General features: G+C 67.0%; 21 protein-coding genes. 12 read left to right on the top strand and 9 right to left on the bottom strand.

What is annotated here, in order from left to right; all coding sequences use genetic code 11:
- Both VLA96_13610 and VLA96_13605 read left to right on the top strand, forming a co-directional pair.
- On the top strand, window positions 1-1,814 hold a 1,814-nt coding region (locus VLA96_13610; GenBank protein HSE50238.1), incomplete at its 5' end, for a DUF1800 domain-containing protein.
- Window positions 1,815-1,861: 47 nt separating this feature from the next.
- Entirely contained in the window at window positions 1,862-3,094 is a 1,233-nt protein-coding gene (locus VLA96_13605; GenBank protein HSE50237.1) for a DUF1501 domain-containing protein, read from the top strand.
- Window positions 3,095-3,155: 61 nt separating this feature from the next.
- Here VLA96_13605 and VLA96_13600 read toward each other — a convergent pair whose 3' ends face one another.
- From VLA96_13600 to VLA96_13580, 5 genes are all read right to left on the bottom strand, one after another.
- Entirely contained in the window at window positions 3,156-4,463 is a 1,308-nt protein-coding gene (locus VLA96_13600; GenBank protein ID HSE50236.1) for a hypothetical protein, read from the bottom strand.
- A 66-nt stretch (window positions 4,464-4,529) separates the two neighbouring features.
- The gene (locus VLA96_13595; GenBank protein HSE50235.1) at window positions 4,530-5,102 is read right to left on the bottom strand and encodes a metal-dependent hydrolase; all 573 of its coding nucleotides are present in this window, start codon (window positions 5,100-5,102) and stop codon (window positions 4,530-4,532) included.
- Window positions 5,103-5,306: 204 nt separating this feature from the next.
- Window positions 5,307-5,606 (bottom strand): Rieske (2Fe-2S) protein, encoded by a 300-nt coding sequence (locus VLA96_13590; GenBank protein ID HSE50234.1) that lies wholly within the window; start codon window positions 5,604-5,606, stop codon window positions 5,307-5,309.
- Window positions 5,607-5,704: 98 nt separating this feature from the next.
- Window positions 5,705-6,265 (bottom strand): NADH-quinone oxidoreductase subunit B family protein, encoded by a 561-nt coding sequence (locus tag VLA96_13585; protein HSE50233.1) that lies wholly within the window; start codon window positions 6,263-6,265, stop codon window positions 5,705-5,707.
- 79 nt (window positions 6,266-6,344) lie between these two features.
- Complete coding sequence (locus VLA96_13580; GenBank protein ID HSE50232.1) at window positions 6,345-6,800, bottom strand: nuclear transport factor 2 family protein; 456 nt, start codon at window positions 6,798-6,800, stop codon at window positions 6,345-6,347.
- 88 nt (window positions 6,801-6,888) lie between these two features.
- Here VLA96_13580 and VLA96_13575 point away from each other — a divergent pair, with 88 nt between their 5' ends.
- The 4 genes from VLA96_13575 to VLA96_13560 all read left to right on the top strand — a co-directional run bounded on the left by VLA96_13575 (window position 6,889) and on the right by VLA96_13560 (window position 14,132).
- Entirely contained in the window at window positions 6,889-8,250 is a 1,362-nt protein-coding gene (locus tag VLA96_13575) for a hypothetical protein (protein HSE50231.1), read from the top strand.
- A 48-nt stretch (window positions 8,251-8,298) separates the two neighbouring features.
- A complete protein-coding gene (locus VLA96_13570) occupies window positions 8,299-10,989 on the top strand; it encodes a protein kinase (GenBank protein HSE50230.1) in 2,691 nt (896 codons plus the stop codon).
- A gap of 83 nt (window positions 10,990-11,072) precedes the next feature.
- A complete protein-coding gene (locus tag VLA96_13565; GenBank protein HSE50229.1) occupies window positions 11,073-12,671 on the top strand; it encodes a TldD/PmbA family protein in 1,599 nt (532 codons plus the stop codon).
- Window positions 12,672-12,746: 75 nt separating this feature from the next.
- Complete coding sequence (locus VLA96_13560; protein HSE50228.1) at window positions 12,747-14,132, top strand: TldD/PmbA family protein; 1,386 nt, start codon at window positions 12,747-12,749, stop codon at window positions 14,130-14,132.
- A 434-nt stretch (window positions 14,133-14,566) separates the two neighbouring features.
- Here the strand turns inward: VLA96_13560 and VLA96_13555 are convergent, their stop codons facing one another.
- Window positions 14,567-15,319 carry a class I SAM-dependent methyltransferase gene (locus tag VLA96_13555; GenBank protein HSE50227.1) on the bottom strand — a complete coding sequence of 251 codons (753 nt, stop codon included), beginning with the start codon at window positions 15,317-15,319 and terminating at the stop codon, window positions 14,567-14,569.
- 36 nt (window positions 15,320-15,355) lie between these two features.
- On the opposite strand from VLA96_13555, the gene VLA96_13550 reads away from it, so the two are divergent.
- From VLA96_13550 to VLA96_13540, 3 genes are read left to right on the top strand one after another with little or no spacing between them, the layout of a single operon-like run.
- On the top strand, window positions 15,356-15,508 hold the full coding sequence (locus VLA96_13550; GenBank protein HSE50226.1) for a hypothetical protein: 153 nt from the start codon (window positions 15,356-15,358) through the stop codon (window positions 15,506-15,508).
- A gap of 3 nt (window positions 15,509-15,511) precedes the next feature.
- Entirely contained in the window at window positions 15,512-16,915 is a 1,404-nt protein-coding gene (locus VLA96_13545; protein ID HSE50225.1) for an amino acid permease, read from the top strand.
- Window positions 16,916-16,959: 44 nt separating this feature from the next.
- The gene (locus tag VLA96_13540; protein HSE50224.1) at window positions 16,960-18,084 is read left to right on the top strand and encodes an aromatic ring-hydroxylating dioxygenase subunit alpha; all 1,125 of its coding nucleotides are present in this window, start codon (window positions 16,960-16,962) and stop codon (window positions 18,082-18,084) included.
- 54 nt (window positions 18,085-18,138) lie between these two features.
- Here VLA96_13540 and VLA96_13535 read toward each other — a convergent pair whose 3' ends face one another.
- On the bottom strand, window positions 18,139-19,677 hold the full coding sequence (locus VLA96_13535; protein ID HSE50223.1) for an NAD(P)/FAD-dependent oxidoreductase: 1,539 nt from the start codon (window positions 19,675-19,677) through the stop codon (window positions 18,139-18,141).
- Between the two features lie 23 nt (window positions 19,678-19,700).
- Window positions 19,701-21,296: an NAD(P)/FAD-dependent oxidoreductase gene (locus VLA96_13530; GenBank protein HSE50222.1), complete on the bottom strand. Its 1,596-nt coding sequence runs from the start codon at window positions 21,294-21,296 to the stop codon at window positions 19,701-19,703.
- Window positions 21,297-21,571: 275 nt separating this feature from the next.
- Here VLA96_13530 and VLA96_13525 point away from each other — a divergent pair, with 275 nt between their 5' ends.
- The 3 genes from VLA96_13525 to VLA96_13515 all read left to right on the top strand — a co-directional run bounded on the left by VLA96_13525 (window position 21,572) and on the right by VLA96_13515 (window position 24,233).
- Window positions 21,572-22,777, top strand: coding sequence for an aminomethyltransferase family protein (locus tag VLA96_13525; GenBank protein HSE50221.1), 1,206 nt, complete (start codon window positions 21,572-21,574; stop codon window positions 22,775-22,777).
- A gap of 156 nt (window positions 22,778-22,933) precedes the next feature.
- Window positions 22,934-23,803 carry a hypothetical protein gene (locus VLA96_13520; GenBank protein ID HSE50220.1) on the top strand — a complete coding sequence of 290 codons (870 nt, stop codon included), beginning with the start codon at window positions 22,934-22,936 and terminating at the stop codon, window positions 23,801-23,803.
- 4 nt (window positions 23,804-23,807) lie between these two features.
- On the top strand, window positions 23,808-24,233 hold the full coding sequence (locus VLA96_13515) for a DoxX family protein (protein ID HSE50219.1): 426 nt from the start codon (window positions 23,808-23,810) through the stop codon (window positions 24,231-24,233).
- Between the two features lie 66 nt (window positions 24,234-24,299).
- On the opposite strand, the gene VLA96_13510 is transcribed toward VLA96_13515, so the two are convergent.
- A complete protein-coding gene (locus tag VLA96_13510) occupies window positions 24,300-24,614 on the bottom strand; it encodes a c-type cytochrome (protein ID HSE50218.1) in 315 nt (104 codons plus the stop codon).
- Between the last annotated feature and the right edge of the window lie 166 nt (window positions 24,615-24,780).

Here is a 24,780-nt window from a genome sequence, read left to right as displayed (position 1 = left end):
CCATCGGCGTGGACCGCTGGATCGAGCAGCAGCTCAACCCCGGCAAGCTCGACGACTCCGCCATGCAGGCGCGGCTTCAGCCCTACCGCACGCTGGCGATGGATCCCAAGGAGCTGCTCCAGAACTTCCCGCCGCCGTTCGTGCTGAAGGCGGTGGCCGACGGCCGCGTGCCGATGCCGAAGGACCCTGAGCAGCGCGCCGTCTACGAATCGCAGATGGCGATGTACAAGGCGCGCAACGCGGGCAAGGCCGCCCAGGGCAACGACGCCGACGCGAACGGGATGGACGACGCCACGCGCGCGCAGCGCCGCGAGGCGCGCATGTACGCTGAGCTCAAGGCCGAGCAGATCATGAGCCTGCCGCCCGAGCAGCGCGCCGCCGAGATCATGAAGCTCTCGCCCGAGGAGCGCGCGCTGCTGGCGCGCGGCATGTCGCAGGAAGACCGGCAGCGCGTGCTCGAAGGCATGAGCCCCGAGCAGCGCGAGACGCTGCTGGCGATGGCCAACCCGCGCGCCGTCGTCGCCGGCGAGATGCAGTCCGCCAAGATCCTGCGCGCCGCCTACAGCGAGCGCCAGCTCGAAGAGGTGATGACCGACTTCTGGTTCAACCACTTCAACGTCTACGACAAGAAGGGTCCGGACGCGTACCTGATCGGCGAGTACGAGCGCGAGGTGATCCGGCCGCGCGCGCTCGGCAAGTTCGAGGGCCTGCTGCTCGCGACCGCGAAGAGCCCGGCGATGCTGTTCTACCTCGACAACTGGCAGAGCGTGGGCCCGAACTCCGACTTCGCGAAGAACGGATTCCAGCAGCAGCGCCGGGGCGGCGGCCGCTTCGGGCGCCGCCAGCAACCGCGCATGGACAACGACCCGCGGGACCGGCAGCTCCAGCAGGCGCGCCAGCGGCGCAGCGGCCTGAACGAGAACTACGCGCGCGAGGTGATGGAGCTGCACACGCTCGGCGTGGACGGCGGCTACACGCAGCAGGACGTCACCGAGCTGGCGAAGGTGCTGACCGGCTGGACGGTCCGGCAGCCGCGCCTGGGCGGCGGGTTCCAGTACAACGACCGCTTCCACGAGCCCGGCACGAAGACCGTGCTCGGCAAGCGCTTCTCCGGCGGCGGCGAGGCCGTAGGCGAAGCTGCGCTGAAGATGCTGGCGCGCCATCCCTCGACCGCGAAGTTCATCTCGCGCAAGCTGGCGATGCGCTTCGTCTCCGACGAGCCGCCGGCCGCGCTGGTCGACCGCATGGCGCAGACTTTCCTGAGGTCCGACGGCGACATCAAGGAAGTGCTGCGCACGCTGTTCCACTCGCCCGAGTTCTGGGCCCGCGAGAGCTATCGCGCGAAGGTGAAGACGCCGTTCGAGTTCGTGGTTTCGTCCATACGCGCGACCGGCGCGGAGCTCGAGAACCCGTTCGTCATCGCGCAGGCCCTGAACAAGATGGGCATGCCGCTCTACGGCATGCAGCCGCCGACCGGCTACTCCATGAAGGCCGACGCGTGGGTGAACTCCGCCGCCCTGCTCAACCGCATGAACTTCGCGCTCGGGCTCGGCACCGGACGGCTCCCCGGCGTAAGGATGGATGGCGCGCGGGTGCTCGGCGATCCCGGGGCGCGCACGGCGGAGCAGACGTTGACAGCGCTGGAGGCGAAGCTGCTCGCCGGCGACGTCTCGCCGCAGACGCACGTCACGCTCGCGAAACAACTGTCCGATCCGAAGATCACGGGCGCGAGCATGACAGGCGCGAACCCCGGCGCGAATCCGGGAATCATCGCGGGCTTGATCCTGGGGTCGCCGGAGTTTCAGCGGAGATAAGACGAGGCGGGCGAGTCACCCGCCTCCACACCAGCAAGGAGCAGGCAATGAGCGTCACTCGCAGGGCTTTCATGAAGGGCGGCGCGCTGGCGGTCGTGGGGACGGCCGCGGTGCCCTCGTTCCTCACGCGTGCGGCGCTGGGCGCCGAAACCAGCGGCGGCAGGAAGCGCTTCGTCGTGCTCTTCCAGCGCGGCGCGGCCGACGGCCTGAACATCGTGATCCCGCACGGCGAGCGCGACTACTACGCCATGCGCCCGTCCATCGCTATCCCGCGCGGGCAGGAGCTGGAGCTCGACGGCTTCTTCGGCCTGCATCCTGCGATGGCGCCGCTCAAACCGCTGTGGGACCAGAAGCACCTCGCGATCGTGCACGCCGCCGGTTCGCCCGACACCACGCGCTCGCACTTCGACGCCCAGGATTACATGGAGGCCGGCACGCCCGGCGTGAAGTCCACCGAGGACGGCTGGCTCAACCGCGCGCTGCCGAAGAAGAAGGACGCCAGCCCGTTCCGCGCGGTCGCGATGGGGGGTTCCCTGCCGCGCACGCTCGCCGGTCCGCAGCCGGCGATCGCCATCGACAACGTGAACCAGTTCGGCGTGGGGGGCAACAACCCGGGCGCGCAGCCCGCCGCCAACAGCTTCGAGGCCATGTACGCGCAGTCGGTCGACACCGTGCTGCACGGCACCGGCGCCGAGACCTTCGAGGCGGTGAAGATGCTGAAGTCCGCCAACCCGGGCCGCTACACCCCCGCCGCCGGCGCCGACTATCCGCGCGGACGCTTCGGCGAGTCGCTGCGCCAGGTCGCGCAGTTGCTCAAGGCGGACCTGGGCGTCGAGGTCGCGTTCGCCGACATCGGCGGATGGGACCACCACGTCAACGAAGGCAACGTGCAGGGGCAGCTCGCGAATCTATTACGGGAGTTCTCGCAGGGCTTGGCGGCGTTCTGGACCGACCTGGGCACGATCGCGGACGAGACCGTGATCGTCTCCATGACCGAGTTCGGGCGCACCGCGCGCCAGAACGGCAACGGCGGCACCGACCACGGGCACGCCGGAGTGATGCTCGTGCTGGGCGGCCCGGTCCAGGGCGGCAAGGTCTACGGCCGCTGGCCGGGACTGGCGCCGGAGCAGCTGTACGAAGGCCGCGACCTCGCGCTCACCACGGATTTCCGCCGCGTGCTGGGCGAGGGCGTCTCCCGCCACCTCGGGAACAAACAACTCGATATCGTGTTTCCGGGCTTCGCCGGTCGCGCTCAGGACTTCCTGGGTTTGCTAGGTTAGCTCGGACTCTGGAGAAAAGGGCGGTCCCGCTCGGGACCGCCCTTTTGAGTCTCGCGACCTTCTAGTGCGGCTTGCTGAGCTCGACCGCGACTTCCTGCGCCTCGGTCTGCAGCGTGTTCTCGCCGCTCTGGTCGAGCGACGGCCCCACGCCGGTCACGTTCTTGTCGAGCCACGGAGTGAACTCGTCGAGCGGCATCAGCTCGATGTGGATACCCGACTGGTAGTTCGCGCTGTTGCCGGCGCCGATGGCCTTGCCGAACCTCCGCGTCCCCGACGGCTGCTTCAGGTCGGTCACGTCGCTGTAGAGCACGACCCGGCAGCCCTTCGCCACCGCTTCGTCCTCGATCTCGAACTGGTGCTCGCCCTCGATCTTCACCGACTCAACGCGCAGCGTCTCCAGTTCGCTGAGGAGCGTGTCGCGCCACGCTTCGGTGTCCACCGAGGTCGAGGTCTTGTTCTCGATGGGCGCCACGCACAGCGGCCCACGTCCGCCGCTGCGCCGCGAGCTCAGTCGCGGCTCCGAAGTGTCGCGCCGCGGCTCCGAAGTATCCCGCCGCGGCGGCGCGCCCGCGCCGCTGTATGCCGCCGAGCACATCAGGCCCTGGTAGTCGTCGACCTGCTTGTAGCCGCTGGGGACGTCGAAGAGCGCGGGATCGAGCGTCTCCTTCGAGAGGTCGATGGTCTCGGTGCGCATGGTGTAGGTGTTGCCCTTGTCGTCGGTCATCGTGGTGGTGACGTCCATCGGATGGCCGAGCCGCCGCATGCCGCTGCCGGTGTAGCGGATGCGGTCCTGGCAATCGGGGCGGATGCGCCCCATGCCGCCGCTCGGCCGCGCGGGCGAGGAGCACGACATGCCCTGCGCGGTGAAGTCGGCGTACCAGCCGTCCGACTCCATCTTCATGTTGGTCGCGTTGCACGCGTCGGGGCTCGAGGTCATCGCCATTGAGCTCTTGATGTGCCGCGCGCGGTAGCCGAACATCATCTTCGTCTCGCCCGTGTTGGCGGAGTTCGCGTTGATGGTCAGCGTGCCGCCCTTGCGCGGTGTCCCGCTGGGACTGGGCGGCGGAGGCGGCGGCGTGCTCGCGGCGGCTTCATCGAGGTCCGCCGGGTCCATGGGCGCGACCATGTAGGTGCGGCAGGCGTCGCTCACGGTCACGATCTGCCGCTTGTCGCACTGCGTGATGGTCACCTGGTGCATCGGGCCGAACTGCATCTCGGTGCGCTGCCGCTGGCCCTTCACGTAGGTGGTGCCCTCGGTGGTGTTGCCCATCATGGTGTTGCGGGTGGTGAGCTTCAGGTCGGCGTGCGCGGCAAGTGCGAACGCGGCCACGAAAAGGACTACGGCGATACGGCGGAGCGTGCTGTGCATGGTCCCCTCCCCATCGCGGGATGATGTATGCGGGATAGCCTCGGTAAAATCGCCAACAAGATACCACTAACCGGCGGCGGGGACGCGAAAGCGCGCGCGCAGCGCCGCCACGAACGCTTGGTCCGCCTTCGGCGACACGATCTCCAGCGGCGAATAGCCCCGCCGCCACGCTAGGTAGAAGGTCGCCGCCAGGCAGGCGCCGGTGATCGCAAAGTTCTGCCAGCCGTTGAGCGCCCATTGCCCCGCCCACTGCCACGTCCAGCGGGAGAACGGCGCGAGGTACGGCACCGGCCAGCCGTAGCCGTCCGGGCCACGCGCGCCCACGATGTCGCCCAGCAGGTGCAGGTGGAAGCTGAGCAACGCGAGCGCGGCCGTGAGCCATCGTCGCTCGCGCGCCATCGCCAGCGCGACGGCGGCGACCACCAGCGCGAACGCCAGGTTGTGCAGCATGTGGTGGTAGTCGGAGAACCACGTGAGCGGATGCGCGTTGTGCCTGGTCGCGACCTCGACGATGGCGCCCAGGCCGTCCACGTCGGGCGCAACTCCGGCCAGCGCGATGGCAGCGCGCTCGCGCCGCCCGATGCCGCGCGGCACGTTCGCCACCATCCAGCCGACGAGGAAGTGGGTGACTGGGCTCAAGTGCGCCGCAGCCTACACCGTAGGCGACGTCCAGACAACCGAAGGGTCATGCTGAGGAGCCGAGGGGTCCCGGCGCCTTCTTCAGCCGGGGTATCGGCGACGAAGCACCTGGGTTTCGCGGCAGATACCAAGGTCTTCGTCGCTGCTCGCGCGCTGGAGAAAGCGCGCGCTCGTCGCGCTCCTCAGGATGACCCATCAAGAGAGTCACAGCTCGATCAGCACGTCCTCGCCCTCGACCTTGATGGGGTAGACCGGGATCTTTTCGTCGGGCAGGTGCGCGATCGCGCCGGTCTGCGGGTCGTAGGCCCAGCCGTGCCACGGGCAGATGACCTTGCCGTCGAGCACGACGCCCAACCCGAGCTGCCCGCCGCGGTGCGGGCAGACGTTGTCGAGCGCGGCGAGCCGGCCGTTCACGTTGGCCACGCAGACCATCTTGCCCTCGACCGAGAACTCCTTGGCCTTGCCTTCGAGCGGCAACTCGGACGTGCTGCAGAGTCGCTTCATAAAAAGATTCGCTCTTGGCTCTTGGCTCCTGGTTCAAGCCAAGAGCCAAGAGCCAAAAGCCAAGAGCGTTCTGGAAACTGGAAACCCGAAACTGGAAACTATTTCGGCTGCAGCGTCTGGGCGATCATGACCTGGCGCTTGAAGTCCGCGGCCATGTCTTCGGTGAGCCGGACCTCGGTCGGCCGCTTCGCCAGCGACATGGAGTCGATCTTGTCCTGCAGCTTGAGCAGCGCGTAGAACAGGTTCTCCGGACGCGGCGGGCAGCCGATGACGTAGACGTCGGTCGGCACGATGCGGTCCACGCCCTGCAACACGGCGTAGGTATTGAACGGGCCGCCCACCGAGGAGCACGCGCCCATCGAGATCACCCACTTGGGGTCGGGCATCTGGTCGTAGATGCGCTTGACCACCGGCGCCATCTTCAGCGTCACGGTGCCGGCCACGATCATCAGGTCGCTCTGCCGCGGGCTGGGGCGGAAGACCTCGGCGCCGAAGCGCGCGATGTCAAAGCGCGCGGTCGAGCTCGCGATCATCTCGATGGCGCAGCACGCCAGCCCGAAGGTCATGGGCCAAAGCGCCGACTTGCGCGCCCAGTTGAACACGTAGTCGACCGTGGTGATGAGGAAGTTCTTCTCGAACTTGTTGTGCAGCCAGCCCATGCGTCTCCTCTGCGGAAAACGGCCTGCGGACTAACTGGCTAGTCTAGAGAGCCGCGCGCGACCAAGTCAAACCGCGCCGTCAGCGCTTGGACCACGTCCACCCGGTGATGCGCCAGCCGCTCTTACCCTTCTGCAGCGCAGCCGTGAACACCGAGTTATTCTCGCCGCCGCGTTTTCCGTGCTGCAGGAAGGTGATCTTTGCAGGGGCGACGACATACGCGCGGTCGCCCGACACCTCGACCTGCCACGGCTTCGGGAGCGTGACCACGGCGTTCGTGACGCCTTCCTTCTTGCTCCAAGTCTCGAAGTCGCGCGCCCAGTCGGCGCAGGCCGCCTTGCCCTGCCACGCGTAGGGCGGGAACTCGTCGATGATGAACGCCGGCGAAGCGCACGTCGCCAGCGCCGACTTCGTGTCGCCCTTATTGAAGCCGTCCACGAACTGGTTCACGACCTTCATCACGTCCGCTTGCTCGGTCGCTGCCAGAGGAGCGGCCATCAGGGTGACGAGAAACATGAGTGAGATCAGGCGTCTCATAGGGCCTCCGTTTCGGCCGATTGTACGGCAGTCCCAGCTCTTTCTGCGCTTGCGAGGTTCCGACCTGCTCTGCTAGAACTCCGGCACCGTGAAAACCAGCATCTGCGGTCTTCTTGTGCTGGCGGCTGTCGCCTCTTCGGCGATGTTCGCCCAGCGGGAGCGGCAACCTCCCCAAGCCGGCGCCTCGATCGCTTATGCGGACGCCGCCGCGCCCGGCCTGCCCGCGCGCCAGATCGACCTGCTCAAGATGCTCGACGCCACCGACACGCTCGCCATGCGCCGCCACGCCTGGACCGTCTGGGCCGCGATGACGCAGCCTACCTCCGGCGGTTTCCCGCGCTACCTCACGTGGTACGAGGTCTCGGAAACGTTCGGGCCCGCCGAGCTTCTCGCCCGGCGCACGTTCGCGCCCGAATTCCGCATCCCGTCGCAGAAGAACATCGGCTCCGGCGACGCCATTCTCAGCTTCAACCTCTACAACGACTCCTTCCGCTACCACGTCCGCCGCAACGGCTACCAGTCGAAGCAGAAGCTCCTGCAGATGGCGGCGAGCGGGTTCAGCGACGTCGCGGACTTCCCCAGCGACGCCATCTCGGTGAAGACCGTGTGGTGGCCCGTGCGCCGCGATGGCCTCACCGCCTTCCCCGTGTGGGACGACATGCCGACCCGCCCCATCACCTGGGGACGCGGCGACAGGGCGCTGGTCGCGATGGGCGCGTTCCAGGACCTCCCGCCCGCGCAGCAAGAGGCGATGAAGTCGCACGAGGAAGAAGGCAACGACTTCGAGGCGTTCGCGCGCGTTGTCGCCATTGACCCGCGCCGCGCGCGCGTGCCGGCGGGCGAGACCGCCGAGGTGAAGTTCTTCGACCCGCAGGACGCGAAGATGCAGCGCATCACCACGCGCCCGGCGCGCGTCGTGCCGATGTCGCGCCTGTTCACCGTGCAGGTGAACGATCCCAAGCTGGTCGAGTGGATCAACAACCTGCCGCTCGCCGACGAGCTCACCGTCCGCATGTGGGGACGCAAGTTCGAAGCCGGCGACTACGTCGCGCTCGTCGCCTCGCATGTCTCCACCCGCGAGATCCCCGACTGGGTGTGGTTCACCGTCTACTGGCACGACGAGCCCGACCAGGCGCCGCTCGGCAGCGACCGCATCGCGCAGGTCCCCGGCGTCTTCCGCAACTACAAGATGCACTCCGTCTTCCACGCCGAGTTGCCGAAAGAACCCGACGGCCACAATACCATCGCGTTCAACCCGTATCTCGAAGCCGCGTTCGCCTACGGTCCGAAGTCGAACTGCGCCGCGTGCCACCAGCGCGCGGTCATCACGCCGAGCGGTCCGGGCGACGTCTTCCCTGTCCACCTCGGCTACATGCCCAAGAATGACCCGTACTACAAGGGCAAGCTGCGGCTCGACACTTCCTGGTCGCTCGCCTTCGAAACGAAGTAAAGTCCGGCGCTCTCCACCAGCGCGGTATAATCCGGCACCCTCTACCCTATGCAAGTCGCTCCCGGAACGCATCTCGGCCCTTACGAAGTGCTCGCCGCCATCGGCGCCGGCGGCATGGGCGAGGTCTATCGCGCGCGCGACACGCGCCTCGACCGCATCGTCGCCATCAAGATCCTGCCCGGCCACCTCTCGACCGACACCGCCATGCGCCAGCGCCTGGAGCGCGAGGCCAAGGCGATCGCGATGCTCTCGCACCCCAATATCTGCACGCTGTTCGACGTCGGCCACCAGTCGGGCGTCGACTTCCTCGTCATGGAGTACCTGGAGGGCGAGACGCTCGACAAGCGGCTCGAGAAGGGCCCCCTGCCGCTGGACGAGATCTTGAAGATCGCCGTGCAGGTCGCCGACGCGCTCGAGCGCTCGCACAAGCAAGGCATCGTGCACCGCGACCTCAAGCCGGCGAACATCATGCTGACCAAGGGCGGCGCCAAGCTGATGGACTTCGGCCTGGCCAAGGGCAGCGAGAGCGCGCCGCTCGCCACCGCGCTCACCGAGATGACCGCCGACAACAAGAAGCTGACGGCGGAGGGCACCATCGTCGGCACCTTCCAGTACATGTCGCCGGAGCAGCTCGAGGGACACGAGGCCGACGTCCGCACCGACATCTTCGCGTTCGGCGAGGTCCTTTACGAGATGGCGACCGGCAAGCCGGCCTTCTCCGGGCGCACCAAGGCGAGCCTGATCGCGTCCATCCTCTCCGCCGATCCCAAGCCGCTGACCGAACTGGCGCCCATGACGCCGCCGGCGCTGGACCGCGTCGTGCGCACCTGCCTGGCAAAGGATCCCGACGAGCGCTTTCAGACCGCGCACGATCTCAAGCTGCAGTTGCGCTGGATCATGGAAGGCGGCACGCAGCTCGGCATCCCCGCGCCTCTCGCGCATCGCCGCAAGAACCGCGAGCGCCTGGCCTGGGCCTCGGGCGTGCTGCTCGCGCTGCTGGTCGCCGCCGGCTTCCTCGTCTACCAGCGCACGCGGCCGCGCGAGCTCTACCAGTTCACCGTGATGCCGCCGGAGAAGAACGCCTTCAACTTCCGTGGCCTGGCGGGACCGCCCGCCGTCTCCCCCGATGGCAGGCGAGTCGCGTTCGTCGGGACCGTCGTCGGACGCATCGGCGACCGCGCGCTCTGGCTGCGCAGCCTGGACTCGGTCGAGGCGCGCCCCCTGAGCGGCACCGAGGGCGCCATCTATCCGTTCTGGTCGCCCGACGGACGCTTCCTCGGGTTCTTTTCCAACGGCAAGCTGAAGAAGGTCGAGATCTCTACCGGTGTGGTGCTCAACATATGCGACGTCGCCGAAGGCCGCGGCGGCGCATGGAACGAGCAAGGCGTCATCCTCTTCGGCCAGCGCGATGGGGCGCTGCTGCGTACCACCGCCGCCGGCGGCGCCGGGCCGGTGAAGGTCACCGAGCTCGACCGGCAGGTCAGCCAGACCAGCCACCGCTTCCCGTACTTCATGCCCGATGGCGACCACTTCATCTACGTCGCGCAGGGCGCCCAGACCAGCGCGTTCTTCGCCAGCCTGGCCGACCCGGCCAAGGCGACCCGCCTCGACGAAGTCACCGCCAACGTTGCCTTCGCCGATGGCCGCCTGCTCTACACGCGCGAGAGCACGCTGCTCGCGCAACCCTTCGATCCGGTGAAGGGCACGTTCTCCGGCGAGCCCGCACCCATCGCCGAGCAGGTGCAGGTGGACCCGCAGTTCAACTTCGCGGTCTTCTCCAGTTCCAGGAACGGCGTGCTCGCGTTCCAGTCCGGCGCCGTCGACGTCGGGACCAGGCTGATCTCGGTCGACCGCAAAGGCGCCGAGACGCTGCTCACCACCGAGCCCTCGATGATCGGCGCGCTGGCGCTCGCACCCGGCGGCAAGCTGGCCTTCTCCATCCGCGAGCCCGGCGGGACGCACACCAACATCTGGAACTTCGATCCGGTGGCCCGCCAGAAGTCGCGCTTCACCTTCGACGACCAGTCCTGCTGTCCGTATTTCTCACCGGACGGCAGTAAGCTGCTCTACGCAAGCTCCGCCGCCGTCAGCGGCGGCTCCCGCGCCACCAGCATTCGGCTGAAGCCCGCCTCTGGGCTTGGCAGCGAGCAGGTTCTGCTGGAAACACCCGACGAGGTCTACCCTTCCGGCTGGAGCCCCGACGGCAAGTACGTCGTCTTTGAAAAACACGCGGTCAGCCCGCAGGTGAAGTGGGAGGTGTGGGCGCTGCCGACCAGCGCCGGGGGCAAGCCGTTCCTGCTGCTCAAGATGGACGCCGACGCGCGTGGCCCTAGCGTCTCGCCCGACGGCAAGTGGCTCGCCTTCAGCGGGCGCGACTCCGGACGCTACGAGATCTACGTCGTCCCCTTCCGGCCCGACCCGAACGACGCCACCCCCAAGGGCAAGTGGCAGATCTCCAGCGGCGGCGCGCTCCAGTCCACCTGGAGCAGGAACGGAAAGGAACTCTTCTTCAGCAACTCGTCGTACACCACCCTGCTTACCGCGGAGATCACCGCGCAGGACGATAACTTTTCCGCCGCCGCGCCCAAACCGCTCTTCGATCTGAACCCGCACCCGGTCTTCAACCAGTTCTACTACCCGTCTCCCGACGGCCAGCACTTCTACATGACCGTCTACAGCCAGGGCAGCGCCGAACCGTTCACCATCACCGTGAACTGGCCGGAGAAGCTCAAGCACTGAGCGCGGGTGACCTTCCGCCGGTTGCGCCGTCCAACTTCCTCTGCTAGAACTTCCGGTCCTCAACTTTCTATTCGGAGCGCGTCATGACCTTTTCTCGACGCACCTTCCTGGCCGTCTCGGCGGGCGCCGCGGCGGCCGCGCTGGCCGACGAGCTCTACGGCCTGCCCCAGGCGATGGCCACCAACACCGGCGGCGCTCCTTCTGCGGAGCTCGCCAAGCTCGCCGCGATCGCGCTCGATCGCGCCAAGAAGCTGGGCGCCAGTTACGCCGATGTCCGCATCAACCGCTACCGCGACCAGGTGGTCGCGCTGCGCTCCAATCCCGATCGCGACTCCGGCAAGTTGAACCACGTGCCCAGCGTCAACGAGACGCAGACCTTCGGCTTCGGCGTCCGCGTGATCGCCAACGGCACCTGGGGCTTCGCGGCCAGCAACGTCGTCTCGCCGGAGGAGATCGCGCGCGTCGCCGGCGTCGCGGTCGCGGTCGCGAAGGCCAACGCCGCGCTCCAGAAACAGCCGGTGAAGCTCGCCGCCAACAAGACCTACGTCGACAGGTACACCACTCCGTTCAAGCAGGATCCGTTCAGCGTCTCCATCCCGGAGAAGCTCGAGCTCTTGCAGAAGGCCAACACCGAGGCTAAAGCAGTACCTAAGGTATTCTCGGCAAACTCTTCCATCGTCACGCACGTCGAGGACCGCTTTTTCGCCTCCAGTGAAGGCTCGCGCATCCAGCAGTACGTGGTGCAGAACTACGGGCAGCTCGGCGTGCAGGCCGTGGACCGGCAGGCCGGCATCGCGAGGACGCGCAACTACTCGCCCTCGCCCGTCACCGCCGGCTACGAGGCCATCGTGGAAGGCGACCTCGCCGGCAACGCGCGCCGCATCGGCGAGGAGGTGGTGGAGCACCTCTCGGCCCCGCCCGTCACGCCCGGCAAGAAGGACGTGGTGCTGATGCCCAACCACCTTGCCCTCACCATCCACGAATCTGTCGGCCACGCCACCGAGCTCGACCGCGTGCTCGGCTACGAGGCCAACTACGCCGGCACCTCGTTCCTGAAGACCAGCGACCTCGGCAAGCTGAAGTACGGCAGCGGGTGGATGAACATCGTCGGCGACCGCACGCTGGAGCGCGGCATGTCCACCTGCGGCTACGACGACGACGGCGTCAAGACCACCTCATTCGACATCGTGAAGAACGGCACGCTGGTCGGCTTCCAGACCATCCGCGACCAGGCGCACCTCATCGGCGAGAAAGAATCGCGCGGCTGCTGCTACGCCGACTCGTTCGACTCCGTCCCGTTCCAGCGCATCCCCAACGTCTGGCTGAAGCCGGGCGAGAAGCCGATGACGCTCGACGACCTGATCGCGGGCGTCGACGACGGCGTGCTCATTGACGGGCGCGGCTCCTGGTCCATCGACCACCAGCGCTACAACTTCCAGTTCGGCGGTGACGCTTTCTGGGAGATCAAGGGCGGCAAGAAGGGCAAGATGATCTCGCGCGTCGCTTACCAGTCGCGCACGCCGGACTTCTGGGCGCAGCTCGACGGCGTCGCCGACAAGCGCTTCTGGGTGAACCACGGCCTCACGAGCGACGGCAAGGGCCAACCCGGACAGATCAACGCGATGTCGCACGGCTGCTCGCCGTGCCGCTTCCGCCAGGTCAACGTGCTGCTCACGGATTAGGAGCGCCGGCGTCTCGCCGGCAGGGGCGCGGGCTTCTTGCCCGCGCGATCAAAGCAGGATTGAAGGAGAGCCAAGATGCTGATGACGCGCGACGAAGCCAAGATCCTCATCGACAAGATCCTCTCCTACTCCAAGGCCGACGAGTGCAACGTCTCCATCGGCGCCTCCGACATCGCCAACAACCGCTTCGCCAACAACTCCATCACCACCACCGGCGAGTCGAAGGCGATGGCCATCACCATCTCCTCCACCAAGGGGACGAAGACCGGCACCATCGCGACCAATGAGACCAGCGATGCCGCCCTCAAGGCCGCGGTCGCGAAGTCGGAAGAGCTCGCGAGCTACGCCCCGCCCGACCCCGAGTACATCGAGCCCATCGGCCCGCAGAAGTATCCCGAGATCCCCGGCGCGTTCGACCCGGGCACGGCCGACGCCGGCCAGAAGGAGATGAACGCGGGCGTGGGGCCGGCCATCGCGGAATGCGCCAAGAAGGGGCTCACCTCCGCCGGCTACGTGGAACGCGAGGCCGACGCGCTCGCCATCGGCAACAAGCGCGGCAACTTCGGCTACGCCATGCAGACCAACGTGAACTATTCCGTCACGGTGCGCACGCCCGACGGCACCGGCTCCGGCTGGGCGCGCGCCGACGGCACCCGCATGAGCGAAGTCGATTTCTCCGCCGCCGGCCGGTACGCCATCGACAAGGCCGTGATGTCGCAGAAGCCCCGCAGGCTCGAGCCCGGCAAGTACACCGTGGTGCTCGAGCACGCCGCCGTCCAGGAGATGGTGCCGCAGGTCTTCGGCGCCTTCAACGCGCGCAACGCCGAGGAAGGCCGCTCGTACCTGTCGAAGAAAGGCGGCGGCACCCGGGTGGGCGAGAAGCTGTTCTCCGAGAAGATCACCGCGCGCAGCGACCCGTTCGACCCGCGCAATCCCAGCCTGCCGTGGTCCGGCAACGTCGCCACGCAGCTCTCCGGCGTCGGGCAGTTCTTCTTCGGCGGCGGCGGCGGCGGCGGCGCCAGCTTCCTGCCGTCCCAGAAGATGTCGTGGATCGAGAACGGCGTGGTCAAGAGCCTGGCCTACAACCGCTACTGGGCGATGAAGAAAGGCGTGCCGCCCACGCCGAACCCCGGCCAGGGACTGATCCTCGAAGGCGAAGACCACTCGGTCGAAGACCTCATCAAGTCCACCGAGCGCGGCCTGCTGGTCACGCACTTCTTCTACATCCGGTTCGTGAACCCGCAGACCATCCAGCTCACCGGCCTCACGCGCGACGGCCTGTTCATGATCGAGAACGGCAAGGTCGCGTACCCGGTGATGAACTTCCGCTGGAACGAGAGCCCGGCGGTCGTGCTCGCCAACGTCGAGATGCTCTCCCGCCCGAAGCGCATCGGCAACAGCATCCTGCCGGCGATGAAGGTGCGGGACTTCAACTTCTCGTCGCTGTCGGACGCCGTCTAGTGATTTGCGATTTGTGATTTGTGATTTCTGATTTCCTAGCGTCGCCGGACAGTCTGGCGTGTGGCGGCGAATATCGCGGTCAGCTCATCGGCTTCGCGGTACAACTCCCTCAGACGCTCGGGCTTGACGATGCCCGACTCTGATAGCAGCTCGAGCCAGAACGCGGTTTCGTCCGCCTCTTCGACTACCACGCCGATGCGAGCGATGAATTCAACTCTAGAGCGGGATCGGCACGCTGCTCTGTAGTTCGCCGCCAGAACGGAGTAACTGTTTTCCGAGAACCTGAGCGTCGGTTCGTTGCGGCAAAGCCTGGAATAGCTTGAGTATCCGCAGCGCGAATGCTTTTGTCCGTTTCCTCATTACTTCCGGTCCGATCTCGGACATGGTCTCCTCCTCCCGCAAATCACAAATCAGAAATCACAAATCACAGATCCTCAGTAGATCTGGTACGGCGGCGCGGGGGACCGCACGTTCGGCTTCTCGGCCACCAGCAGCAGCGCCCCGATGCGCTTGAAGTCGCGCAGCTCCTCGGCGCTCTTGAACCACTTCCCGGAATACTCGTCTGGCGTGGGCGAGAGGTCCGGTACGCGGCGCGCCTCCACGCCCTCGAAGCCGTGATCTTTGAGCATCTGCACGTACTCGTTCTCCGAGCGTGCGTGCACCGGCACCTTCAGCTCCTCCACCCAGCGCAACGAGTACGGGTTCTCCTCGTACAGGTTGATGAGGATGAACAGCTTCCCTTTCGGCGCCAGCACGCGGAACAGCTCGTGGATGGCGCGGTCCTGGTCGCCGTAGTAGTAGAAGCTCTCGACCGAGAGGACTTTGTCGAAGTAGTTCTCTTCCCACGGGATCTGGTGCGCCGAGCCCCACACGAACATGATGTTGTCGAAGTCCTTCGAGCCCGAGCGCGCGCGACGGATCATCTCGTCGGAGATGTCGACGCCGACGACCTGCCCGTGGCCCTGCGGGCCGTCGCCCACCATGCGCGCCAGGACGCGCGTGGCCCAGCCGGCACCGCAGCCCATGTCGAGCACGCGCTCGCCCGGCCGCAGGTCCATCTGGCGGAGCGTCTGCTCCACGATGGAGGCGTGGTGGCGCTCCATCTCCTCGCCGCGGCCCGCGGCCGCCCACTCGTTGAACTCCTTCTGCATCTGCTCGTCCACGGACAAAGGCCGCTTCTCGGTCATGCGTCTATGCTATCGTTTCGCGACGTTCTCCGACCAATGGCGACGAAGCCCCAGGCGCCCGAGCCGCTCTACTGTCCGCGTTGCGCGCGCGAAGTCACCGACCCGCTGACTTGCGGCGATTGCTCCGCCGTCATCTGCCGCGCCTGCGGCACGCCGCTCGAAGCCGCCGCCGACCTGGGGATGGGATAAAGGATGACCGACGCCGCCCGCACCGCCGCTCAGGACTCGACCGAGCAGCCCTCGCTCATCCGCGGCCTCTCGCTGCTCGACTCCGTCCTGCTGCTGGTCGGCGGCATCATCGGCTCGGCCATCTTCCTCGCCGTCTCCGACGTCGCCGAGCACCTCGCGCATCCGCTCCTCTTCCTCGGCGTGTGGGTCGCCGGCGGCGCCATCTCGCTGCTCGCTTGCTTCGCCTTCGCCGAGCTCGGCGCCATGTTCCCCAACTCCGGCGGACAGTACGTCTACCTTCGCGAAGCCTACGGCAACCTCTACGGCTTCCTCTTCGGCTGGATGGTGCTGTTCATCAACTTCAGCGGCACCACGGCCGCGCTCTCGGTCGGCTTTGCCACGTACCTGGATCAGGTCGTGCCCTACGGCGCAAAGCTGGCGCTCTTCCAGCTCGGCGGCTGGGGGCCCACGCGCGGCCAGTTGGTCGCGCTGCTCGCCATCGCCTTCGTCACCTGGGTCAACGTCGTCGGACTGCGCCGCGCCGCCGTCTTCCAGAACATCGCGACCTGGGCCAAGTTCGCCGCCATCGCCGTGTTCGTGGCGCTCGGCCTGATCTTCGGACGCGGCTCGGCGGCGCACTTCACCACGCCGGCCCCGGTGAGCGAGCCCATGCCGCTCGTCTCCGCCATCCTGCTCGCACTCACCGGCGTCTTCTGGGCCTACGACGGATGGAACTACATCACGTGCGCCGCCGGCGAGGTGAAGGATCCCCAGCGCAACATCCCGCGCGCGCTCGTGCTGGGCGTGATCGCCGTCGGCACGATCTACGTGGCACTGAATGTGGTGTACCTCTACGCCCTACCGCTGGCGCAGATCAAGCAGGAGCGCACCATCGCGCAGGCCGCCGCCGTGACGCTGTTCTCCCCCGGCGCGGGCCGCTGGATGTCGTTGCTCATCGCCACCTCGTGCTTCGGCGCCGCCTCCGCCTGCACGCTCGCCGGCGCGCGCGTCGTCTATGCTATGGCCTGCGACAAGGCATTCTTCCCCCAGCTCTCCTACGTCCACCCGCGTTACCGGACGCCCTCACGCTCGCTCGTGGTGCTGGGCGCCTGGTCCGGTGTGCTGGCGCTCAGCGGCCGCTACGACGAGCTCTACACCTACGTCATGTTCATGGGCGTGATCGCCTACGTCGGCACGGTGGCGGCCCTGTTCGTGTTGCGCCGTACCCGGCCGGACGTGCCGCGGCCTTATCGCTGCACCGGCTACCCCGGGCTCCCCGCGATCTACCTGGTCATCGGGAGCATCTGGGCCGCGATCGTGGCTTATACGAATCGCAAGGAAGCGCTCGTCGGTGTCTTCATCATGCTCATCGGCGTCCCGGGATACCTGTACTGGAAGCGCTCGGCACGAAAGCCGGAGCAACGGTAGCCTGATCTTCCATGAGTGCAGTACGATGATCCGCTGACCACGCCATGGACACCACGCTCGAAGCCATCATCCGCAACTACGACGACACCGCGCCGCTGGAGCGCGCGCACACCATCCCCGCCGAGTGGTACACCGACGAGCGCGTCGCCGAGCTCGAGCGCCGGACCGTCTTCGCGCGCAGCTGGCAGATGGTCGGCCGCGCCGAGCAGCTCGCGCACCCCGGCCAGTTCATCACCGCCGAGGTCGCCGGCGAGCCCATCGTCGCGGTGCGCGGCGCCGACCAGCAGCTGCGCGCCTTCTACAACGTCTGCCGCCACCACGCCGCCGCCGTCATGACCGAGCCCTGCGGCACCGCGCAGCACCTGCGCTGCCCGTATCATGGCTGGACCTACGGCCTCGACGGCGCGCTCAAGGGCGTGCCCGAGTTCGACGGCGTCCAGTGTTTCGAGCGCAGCCAGATGGGCCTGGTGCCCGTGCGCGTCGAGCTCTGGGAAAAGTTCGTCTTCGTCTGCCTCGACCCCAACGCCGTCTCGCTCTCCGACTACCTCGGCGCCATGGTCCAGCAGTTCACCCCGATGCACCTGGAGAAGCTGCACTTCGCTGAGCGCCGCGTCTTCGAGCTCAAGTGCAACTGGAAGGTCTTCGTCGACAACTACCTCGACGGCGGCTACCACGTCCCGCACCTGCACAAGGGACTGAACTCCATCCTCGAGTACAAGAACTACACCATCGAGAACAACGGCCGCTTCTGCCTGCAGTCCAGCCCCATCGATCCCTCGGGCGGCGAAGCGATGACCGCGCAGGTGCGCCAGGGCCAGGCGCTCTACTACTGGCTCTATCCCAACGTGATGTTCAACTGGTACGAGGGCTACCTCGACACCAACCTCGTCTTCCCCCTCGCCATCGACCACATGCTGGTCGCGTTCGACTTCTACTTTGCCGACGTCAGCCCCGCATCGGCAGCGCGCAACAAGCAGAGCATGGACGTGAGCGAGCGCATCCAGGACGAGGACCACTCCATCTGCGAGTCGGTGCAGCGCGGCCTGAAGTCACGCGCCTACGGGACAGGACGTCTATCGGTGCGCCGCGAGGCCGGCGAGCACCTCTTCCATCGCCTGCTGGCGCAGGACTTGCGCAGCGGCTTGGCGAAATCGACCGCCGCCGACTGATTTAGGAGCGCTGGCCTCCAGGCCGGCAGGGGCGGCGGCGTCTCGCCGCCGTGCTCAGCGCAGCTCTTTCGCGATCTCTTTCGCCGCGTTTGCGCCCGAGCCGCCCGTCAGCCCGTTCCCCGGGTGCGTCCCGGAACCGCACAGGTACAGCCCCTTCAGCGGCCCGCGATAGCGCGCCCAGCCCAGCAGCGGACGCATGGTGAACAACTGGTCGATGGAGAGGTCGCCGTGGAAGATGTGTCCGCCGGTCAGCCCGTAGCGCTGCTCGAGGTCCACCGGCGTCAGCACCTGGCGGCCCTCGATGAGCGCGCTCAGCCCGGGCGCGTGCTGCTCCAGTGTGCTGACCACGGTCTCGCCCAGGTTCTCGCGCTGCGAGCTCCAGTCGGTCGCGCGCAGCCGGTAGGGCGCATGGTGCACCGCCACCGACATCACGTGCTTCCCCGCCGGCGCAAGCGATGCGTCCAGCACCGTCGGCACGCTGACGTCTAAATAAGGATGCTCCGGAAGTCGCCCGTACTTCGAGCCGTCGAACGCGCGCTCCAGGTAGTCGATCTCGTGACCGATGTGGATGCGTCCCGCCGGCACCTCCGGCAGCGCCTTGAACTTCGGCTTCGCGCCCAGCGCCAGGTGGACCTTCGCGGTCACGCCGCGCGAGCGGTAGTTCTGCAGCTTGGCGATGAAGCTGGGCTCGAGCTGCGTCGGGTCGATCAGCTTCAGGAAGGTGCGCCGCGGGTCGGCGGAGGAGATCACGGCGTCCGCGGAAAGCTCTTCGCCGCTCGCCAGCGCGACGCCGCGGACCGCGCCGTCCTTCACCAGGATGTGCGCGACCTCGGCGCCGGTGCGGATCTGCGCGCCCGCGCTGCGGGCCGCGTCGGCGAGCGCCTCCGCCAGCGCGCCCATGCCGCCGCGCGGGAACGCCGCCGTTCCCGCCGGGTGCGGGTCCGCCGCCGCGTGCAGCATCAGCGCCATCGTCGAGCCGGCAGACCATGGGCCGAAGTTCAGCCCGAAGATGCCGCGCGCCGCCAGCGCCGCGCGCAGCAGCTCCGTCTCGAACCACTCCCCCACGAAATCCGCCACTGCCATCGGTCCCCAGCGCAGCAGGCGGAACATGTCCTTGCGGCCCAGCGCGCGGAACTTCCGCCCGGCGTTCAGCATGCCGAGCGCGTCGCGCATCGACGGATCGTCGATGTCCGGCGGCGTGAGCGTCAGCACCTCGGCGATCACCGCGCTCACCTGCCGGAGCGTCTTCGCGAACTCGGGGTAGCGCTCGCCGTCGCGCGCCGAGAACTGCGCGATCGCGCCCGCGGTCTTGTTGATGTCTTCGTAGAGCGGCAGCGCGCGGCCATCGGCGCCCAGCGCAGTCAGCCGCGGGTCGGGCCGCAGCATCTCCATCTTCAGCTTCAGGTCGCGCGCGACGTCGGAGCGCAGCGGGCCTTCCGCGTGCAGTACCGCCGAGCACCGGAAACCGGGATGGAACTCCTCCGTCACTGCCACGCCGCCGACGTGCTCGCGCCGTTCCAGCACCAGCGGCTTCAGCCCGGCCTTGGCCAGGTAGAAGGCGGCGACCAGGCCGTTGTGGCCCGCGCCCAGCACGAGGATGTTCTTGGCGGCGATGGCTACGCGGCTCCTTGCTTCATCTCTTTGAGCATCTCGATGGCGGCCAGCCGGCCCGGCGCGCCCATGATGCCGCCGCCCGGATGCGTGGCCGAGCCGCACATCCACAGCGACTTGATGGGCGTGCGGTACTGCGCCCAGCCCGGCACCGGCCGCAGGAAGAACAGCTGCTCCAGCGACAGCTCGCCCTGGAAGATGTTGCCCTCGGTCAGCCCGAACTCGCGCTCCAGGTCGAGCGGCGTCACGACCTGGCGCCCGATGATGATGTCGCGCAGGTTCGGCGCATGTTCGGCGATGGTGTCGATCACGGTGTCGCCGAACTTCTCTTTCTGCTCGTCCCAGTTCCCTTCCGCCAGCTTGTAGGGCGCGTACTGCACGAAGCACGACATCACGTGCTTGCCCGGCGGCGCGACCGACGGGTCCGTCAGCGACGGGATCACCATGTCGATGTACGGCCGGCGCGAGAACCGCCCGTACTTCGCGTCGTCGTACGCCCGCTCCATGTAGTCCACGGTGGGCGAGATGGAGATGGCGCCGCGCAGGTGCGCGCCCGGTCCCGGCATGCTCTTGAAGTCCGGCAGCGCGTCGAGCGCCAGGTTCACCTTGCCCGACGACCCGCGGTACTTGTACCGCTTCACCTCGTCGAGGAACTCGTCGGGCAGCTGCCCGGGCTCGAGGAAGCGGATGAAGGTGTTGAACGGGTCGACCGACGACGAGATGACGTCGGCGTAGATCTCATCGCCGTTGGCCAGTGCCACGCCGATGGCGCGGCCGTTCTTCACCAGGATCTTGGCGGTCGCGGCCTGCGTGCGGATCTCCGCTCCGAACTCGCGCGCCGCGTCGGCGATGGCGTTCGAGATCGCGCCCGTGCCGCCGCGCGCGAAACCCCACGCGCGGAACGCGCCGTCGATCTCCCCCATGTAGTGGTGCAGCAGCACGTACGCCGTTCCCGGCGAGCGCACGCCCAGGAACGTCCCGATGATACCGCTCGCCGACATCGTGGCCTTCAGCACGTCGGTCTCGAACCACTGGTCCAGGTAATCGACCGCGCTCATGGTCATGAGCTGCACCTGGTTGTACTTGTCTTCGTAGCCCAGCTGCTGGAAGCGCTTGCCCACGAACAGCAGCTTCCCGATCTCCTTCGGAGAGAGCTTCGTCGGGTCCGGCGGCACCATGTTGAGGATGGGTTTGACGAAGCGGCACATGTCGAGCATCGTCTTGCCGAATTCGTCGTACGCTTCGGCGTCGAGCCGCGAGTGCCGCGCGATCTCGCGGCGCGTCTTGCCGTGGTCGTTCACCCGCCACAGGTAATCGCCGTTCGGCATCGGGGTGAACGTGCCGTCGAGCGGCAGGATCTCGAGCCCGTGCCGCGGCAGGTCGAGGTCGCGGATGATCTCCGGCCGCAGCAGAGAGACCACGTACGAGCACACCGAGAACTTGAAGCCCGGGAAGATCTCTTCCGTCACGGCCGCGCCGCCCAGGACGTGCCGCCGCTCCAGCACCAGCACCTTCTTGCCGGCGCGCGCGAGATACGCGGCGTTCACGAGGCCGTTGTGGCCGCCGCCGATGATGATCGCGTCGTATTTCTGGCTGGGCACTGGTTACTCCTGAAGCCGTGAGTGAAACGAAACAGACGGAGTGGGGCCGTCGGCGCGGATTACAGTCCGCTGGGGAGAACGCACCAGGCTAGCAGGACGGCACGCATGCGAGAAAAGCGATTCTAGTCGAGCCGCCTCCCTTTGTCTCCGAAATTGCTCGCCCAGGTTGGGTGGCGCGGCCGCCCTCGGCCGCGACCTTTGATTTTGCCTCCCCTGTGTCTCTGTGTCTCTGTGGTGGACTTGTTTGTATAATCGCGTGCGTCGAGGAGATTCCCTTGCCCATCGGAACCGCAGTGCACGAGCGCACCTTCCCCCTGTGCGAAAGCCTGAACTATCGCGAGTGGTCGGGTTACTACACGGTGAGCGCCTACGAGGCGCACCACGAGCACGAGTACAACGCCATCCGCAACGCCGCCGCGCTCATCGACATCACGCCGCTCTACAAGTACATGGTCACCGGCAAGGACGCCACGCGCTTCGTCAACCGCGTCATCGCGCGCGATATCCACAAGGTCGCCACCGGCCAGGTCATCTACACCTGCTGGTGCGACGAGCAGGGCAAGGTCATCGACGACGGCACCGTCTCGCGCCTCGCCGAGAACACCTACCGCTGGACCGCCGCCGACCCCAGCCTGCGCTGGTTCCAGCAGAACGCGCTCGGCATGGACGTGCAGATCGAAGACATCTCCGAGCAGACCGCGGCGCTCGCGCTGCAGGGCCCGACCTCCGGCAAGCTGCTGGAGAAAGTCGTCGAAGGCGCCGACGTCAAGAAGCTCAAGTATTTCCGCGTCACCTCCGGCAAGCTCGCCGGCGTCCCCGTGGACATCTCGCGCACCGGCTACACCGGCGACCTCGGCTACGAGATCTGGATGCCGTGGCAGGACGCCGTCAAGGTCTGGGACGCGCTCACCGCCGCCGGACGCGGGTTCGACCTGCACGCCGCCGGCATGCTCGCGCTCGACGTCGCGCGCGTCGAGGCCGGCCTGCTCCTCATCGAGGTGGACTACCTCTCCAGCAAAAAGGCGCTCATCGAGGCGCAGAAGTTCTCGCCCTACGAGCTCGGCTTCGCGCGCCTCGTCCACCTGGAGAAGGATAACTTCGTCGGCCGCAACGCGCTGCTCGAGGAGCAGAAGCGCGGCGGCCCGGCGCGCCAGCTCGTCGGCCTGGAAGTCGACTGGCCCGCGGTCGAGCGCCTCTACGAAGGCACCGGCCTGCCCGCGGCCGCGCCCGCGCAGGCCTCGCGCGTGCATGTGCCCGTGTACCGCGGCGGCAAGCAGGTGGGCAAGGCGACCTCCACCACCTGGTCGCCGACCTTGAAGAAGATGATCGCGCTCGGTTCGGTCGCGACCGCCGACTCCAAGCTCGGCACGCGCCTCGAGATGGAGATGACCATCGAAGCGGTGCGCCATACCGTGCCGGTCACCGTGGTGAAGACGCCCTTCTTCAACCCTCCGCGCAAGACCGCCACGCCGGCCTGGTAAGCGGAAGCTCTTGCCTCCCGCGCGTCGCGGCGGGACAATGCCCCGACCATTCCTACAGGAGGGAATCCCATGCTACGGAGAGCTTTCGTTGCGGCCCTGCTCTGCCTGTTCGCGTCCGTCGGGCTCCTGCAGGCCCAGCAGATTGCGTTTAACAAAGTGAAGACCAGGTTCTACAAGAGCGATAAGGACCGCCGCATGGTGGACAAGGACGCCGAGCTCGTCTTCGATGACGCGGAGCGCCGGCTGATCGTCCGCAATGGCGACCGGCCGCTCAACGTCGGCTACGACGACGTGCAGAAGATCGTCTTCGACGTGAGCTACCACATGCGCGGCGGCGGGATGAGCCAGGTCGTCGGCGGCATGGTCGGCGCGGCGATGGCTTCCGCCAAGGTCAACGATTACTGGTGCTACCTCGAGTACCGGGACAAGGACGGCTCGACTCGCAAGTACCTGCTCGAGATCGACAAGGACAACGCCGAGGCGGTGTTGGAGAAAGTGAAAGCCTTGTTCCCCGAGCGCCAGATGATGGCAGATTACGAACAGTATCCCGAGCTCGACAAGAAGATGCTGAACGACCTGGATTCCAAGCACGATTTCGACAACGAGAAGCAGGACCGGCCCTTGCCTGTACCGCGCGCCGACAAGGCCCTCGTGGTCGTGGTGTGCCCTTCCCTCGCCGCGCGTTACGCCGGCAAGGGCATCCAGTTCAAGTTCCACGCCAACGATCGCGTGGTCGCGGTGAATAAGTGGGGCACGTACAGCTATGCCTATCTCGACCCCGGCGAGTACGTGGTCGCCTCGCAGAGCGAGAACGCCGGCGGCGGGAAAGTGAAGCTTGAGGCGGGCCAGGAATATTACTTCTTCCAGGACACCTTCATGGGCACGTGGAAGGCCAAGACCGGCCTCTCGCGCCACAGCAAGGAACTCGTGATGTACGAGCTGGAAGGAACCTACTATTCGGATTGGAAGCGAAAGTCGAGCGGCGACCCGCAGAGCGCCGCCGCTGCCGCCCTGCGAAAGGAGTGACCCTTTGCGTTTCTTCGATCGCCTGCAACCGCTCGCCCTGCTGCTCGCGCGCCTCGTCCTCGGCGTCATCATGACGGTGCACGGCTACCCGAAGGTCTTCGGCGGATTGCAGCAGTTCGCCGGCACCGTGAGCGGCTTCGGCTTTCCCGGATGGATGGGCTACCTCGCCGCCTTCACCGAGTTCCTTGGCGGCCTCTTCCTCATCTTCGGCATCCTCACCCGCTTCGCCGCGCTCGGCACCTTGTGCATGATGATCGTGGCGATCTGGAAGGTGCACTGGAAGAACGGCTTTGTCGGCCAGGGCAACTACCAGTTCCCGCTCGCGCTCGCGGTGCTCTCGCTGCTCTTCGTCGCCTTCGGCGGCGGACCGTTCTCGCTCGACCGCTGGCTCTTCCGTCCCGACGGCCCGCCCAGGCGTCCCAAGGCATGAGAAAAGGCGCGGCTGGTTGGCCGCGCCTTCTCGATCATCGCTTGCGACTGAATAAGGCTGGTTGGCCTACTTCTTCAGTGTGCGGATGAAACCCACGATCTCTTTCGCCTGCTCCGGCGTCATACCCTTCGCCGAATAGTTGTGCGGGAACTTCGCGTGTCCCTCCGACGTCAGGATCGACTTCGCGAGCTGGTCGTCCGACATCTTCTGCACCTCGGCCGAACTGAACGCCGGCGCTCCCATCTTCGCCCCGGCGGCCGACGGATTCCCGTCCGCCCCGTGGCAGCTCTGGCAGCTCTTGCTGTACGTGGCCGGTGGCCCGCCTGCGAACGCGCCGCAGGATAATGCGAGGATGATTACGAATGCTGCAATGATTCTCATGAGCTGGCTCCTTGCGCATCTCTGCGCATCGCCAGCATCGCTCTCGCAGGGACGCGCGGGTATGACAGCCCGCACAAACTGATGTGAGATGCAGCACAGGCCTAACGCCCGTGTTTTCACGATGTTGTGGATGGGTTGCTTGCCGACGTCGCCTAGAACTGCGCCA

The sequence above is a fragment of the Terriglobales bacterium genome, from assembly GCA_035457425.1.
Lineage (GTDB): Bacteria > Acidobacteriota > Terriglobia > Terriglobales > Acidobacteriaceae > JACPNR01.
This window is presented reverse-complemented; position numbering and strand designations above follow the sequence as displayed.

Coding starts and splice junctions, on each gene's coding strand:
- VLA96_13605 (HSE50237.1), top strand. CDS start 1,862: ATGAGCGTCACTCGCAGGGCTTTCATGAAGGGCGGCGCGCTGGCGGTC.
- VLA96_13600 (HSE50236.1), bottom strand. CDS start 4,463: ATGCACAGCACGCTCCGCCGTATCGCCGTAGTCCTTTTCGTGGCCGCG.
- VLA96_13590 (HSE50234.1), bottom strand. CDS start 5,606: ATGAAGCGACTCTGCAGCACGTCCGAGTTGCCGCTCGAAGGCAAGGCC.
- VLA96_13585 (HSE50233.1), bottom strand. CDS start 6,265: ATGGGCTGGCTGCACAACAAGTTCGAGAAGAACTTCCTCATCACCACG.
- VLA96_13580 (HSE50232.1), bottom strand. CDS start 6,800: ATGAGACGCCTGATCTCACTCATGTTTCTCGTCACCCTGATGGCCGCT.
- VLA96_13570 (HSE50230.1), top strand. CDS start 8,299: ATGCAAGTCGCTCCCGGAACGCATCTCGGCCCTTACGAAGTGCTCGCC.
- VLA96_13565 (HSE50229.1), top strand. CDS start 11,073: ATGACCTTTTCTCGACGCACCTTCCTGGCCGTCTCGGCGGGCGCCGCG.
- VLA96_13560 (HSE50228.1), top strand. CDS start 12,747: ATGCTGATGACGCGCGACGAAGCCAAGATCCTCATCGACAAGATCCTC.
- VLA96_13555 (HSE50227.1), bottom strand. CDS start 15,319: ATGACCGAGAAGCGGCCTTTGTCCGTGGACGAGCAGATGCAGAAGGAG.
- VLA96_13550 (HSE50226.1), top strand. CDS start 15,356: ATGGCGACGAAGCCCCAGGCGCCCGAGCCGCTCTACTGTCCGCGTTGC.
- VLA96_13545 (HSE50225.1), top strand. CDS start 15,512: ATGACCGACGCCGCCCGCACCGCCGCTCAGGACTCGACCGAGCAGCCC.
- VLA96_13540 (HSE50224.1), top strand. CDS start 16,960: ATGGACACCACGCTCGAAGCCATCATCCGCAACTACGACGACACCGCG.
- VLA96_13510 (HSE50218.1), bottom strand. CDS start 24,614: ATGAGAATCATTGCAGCATTCGTAATCATCCTCGCATTATCCTGCGGC.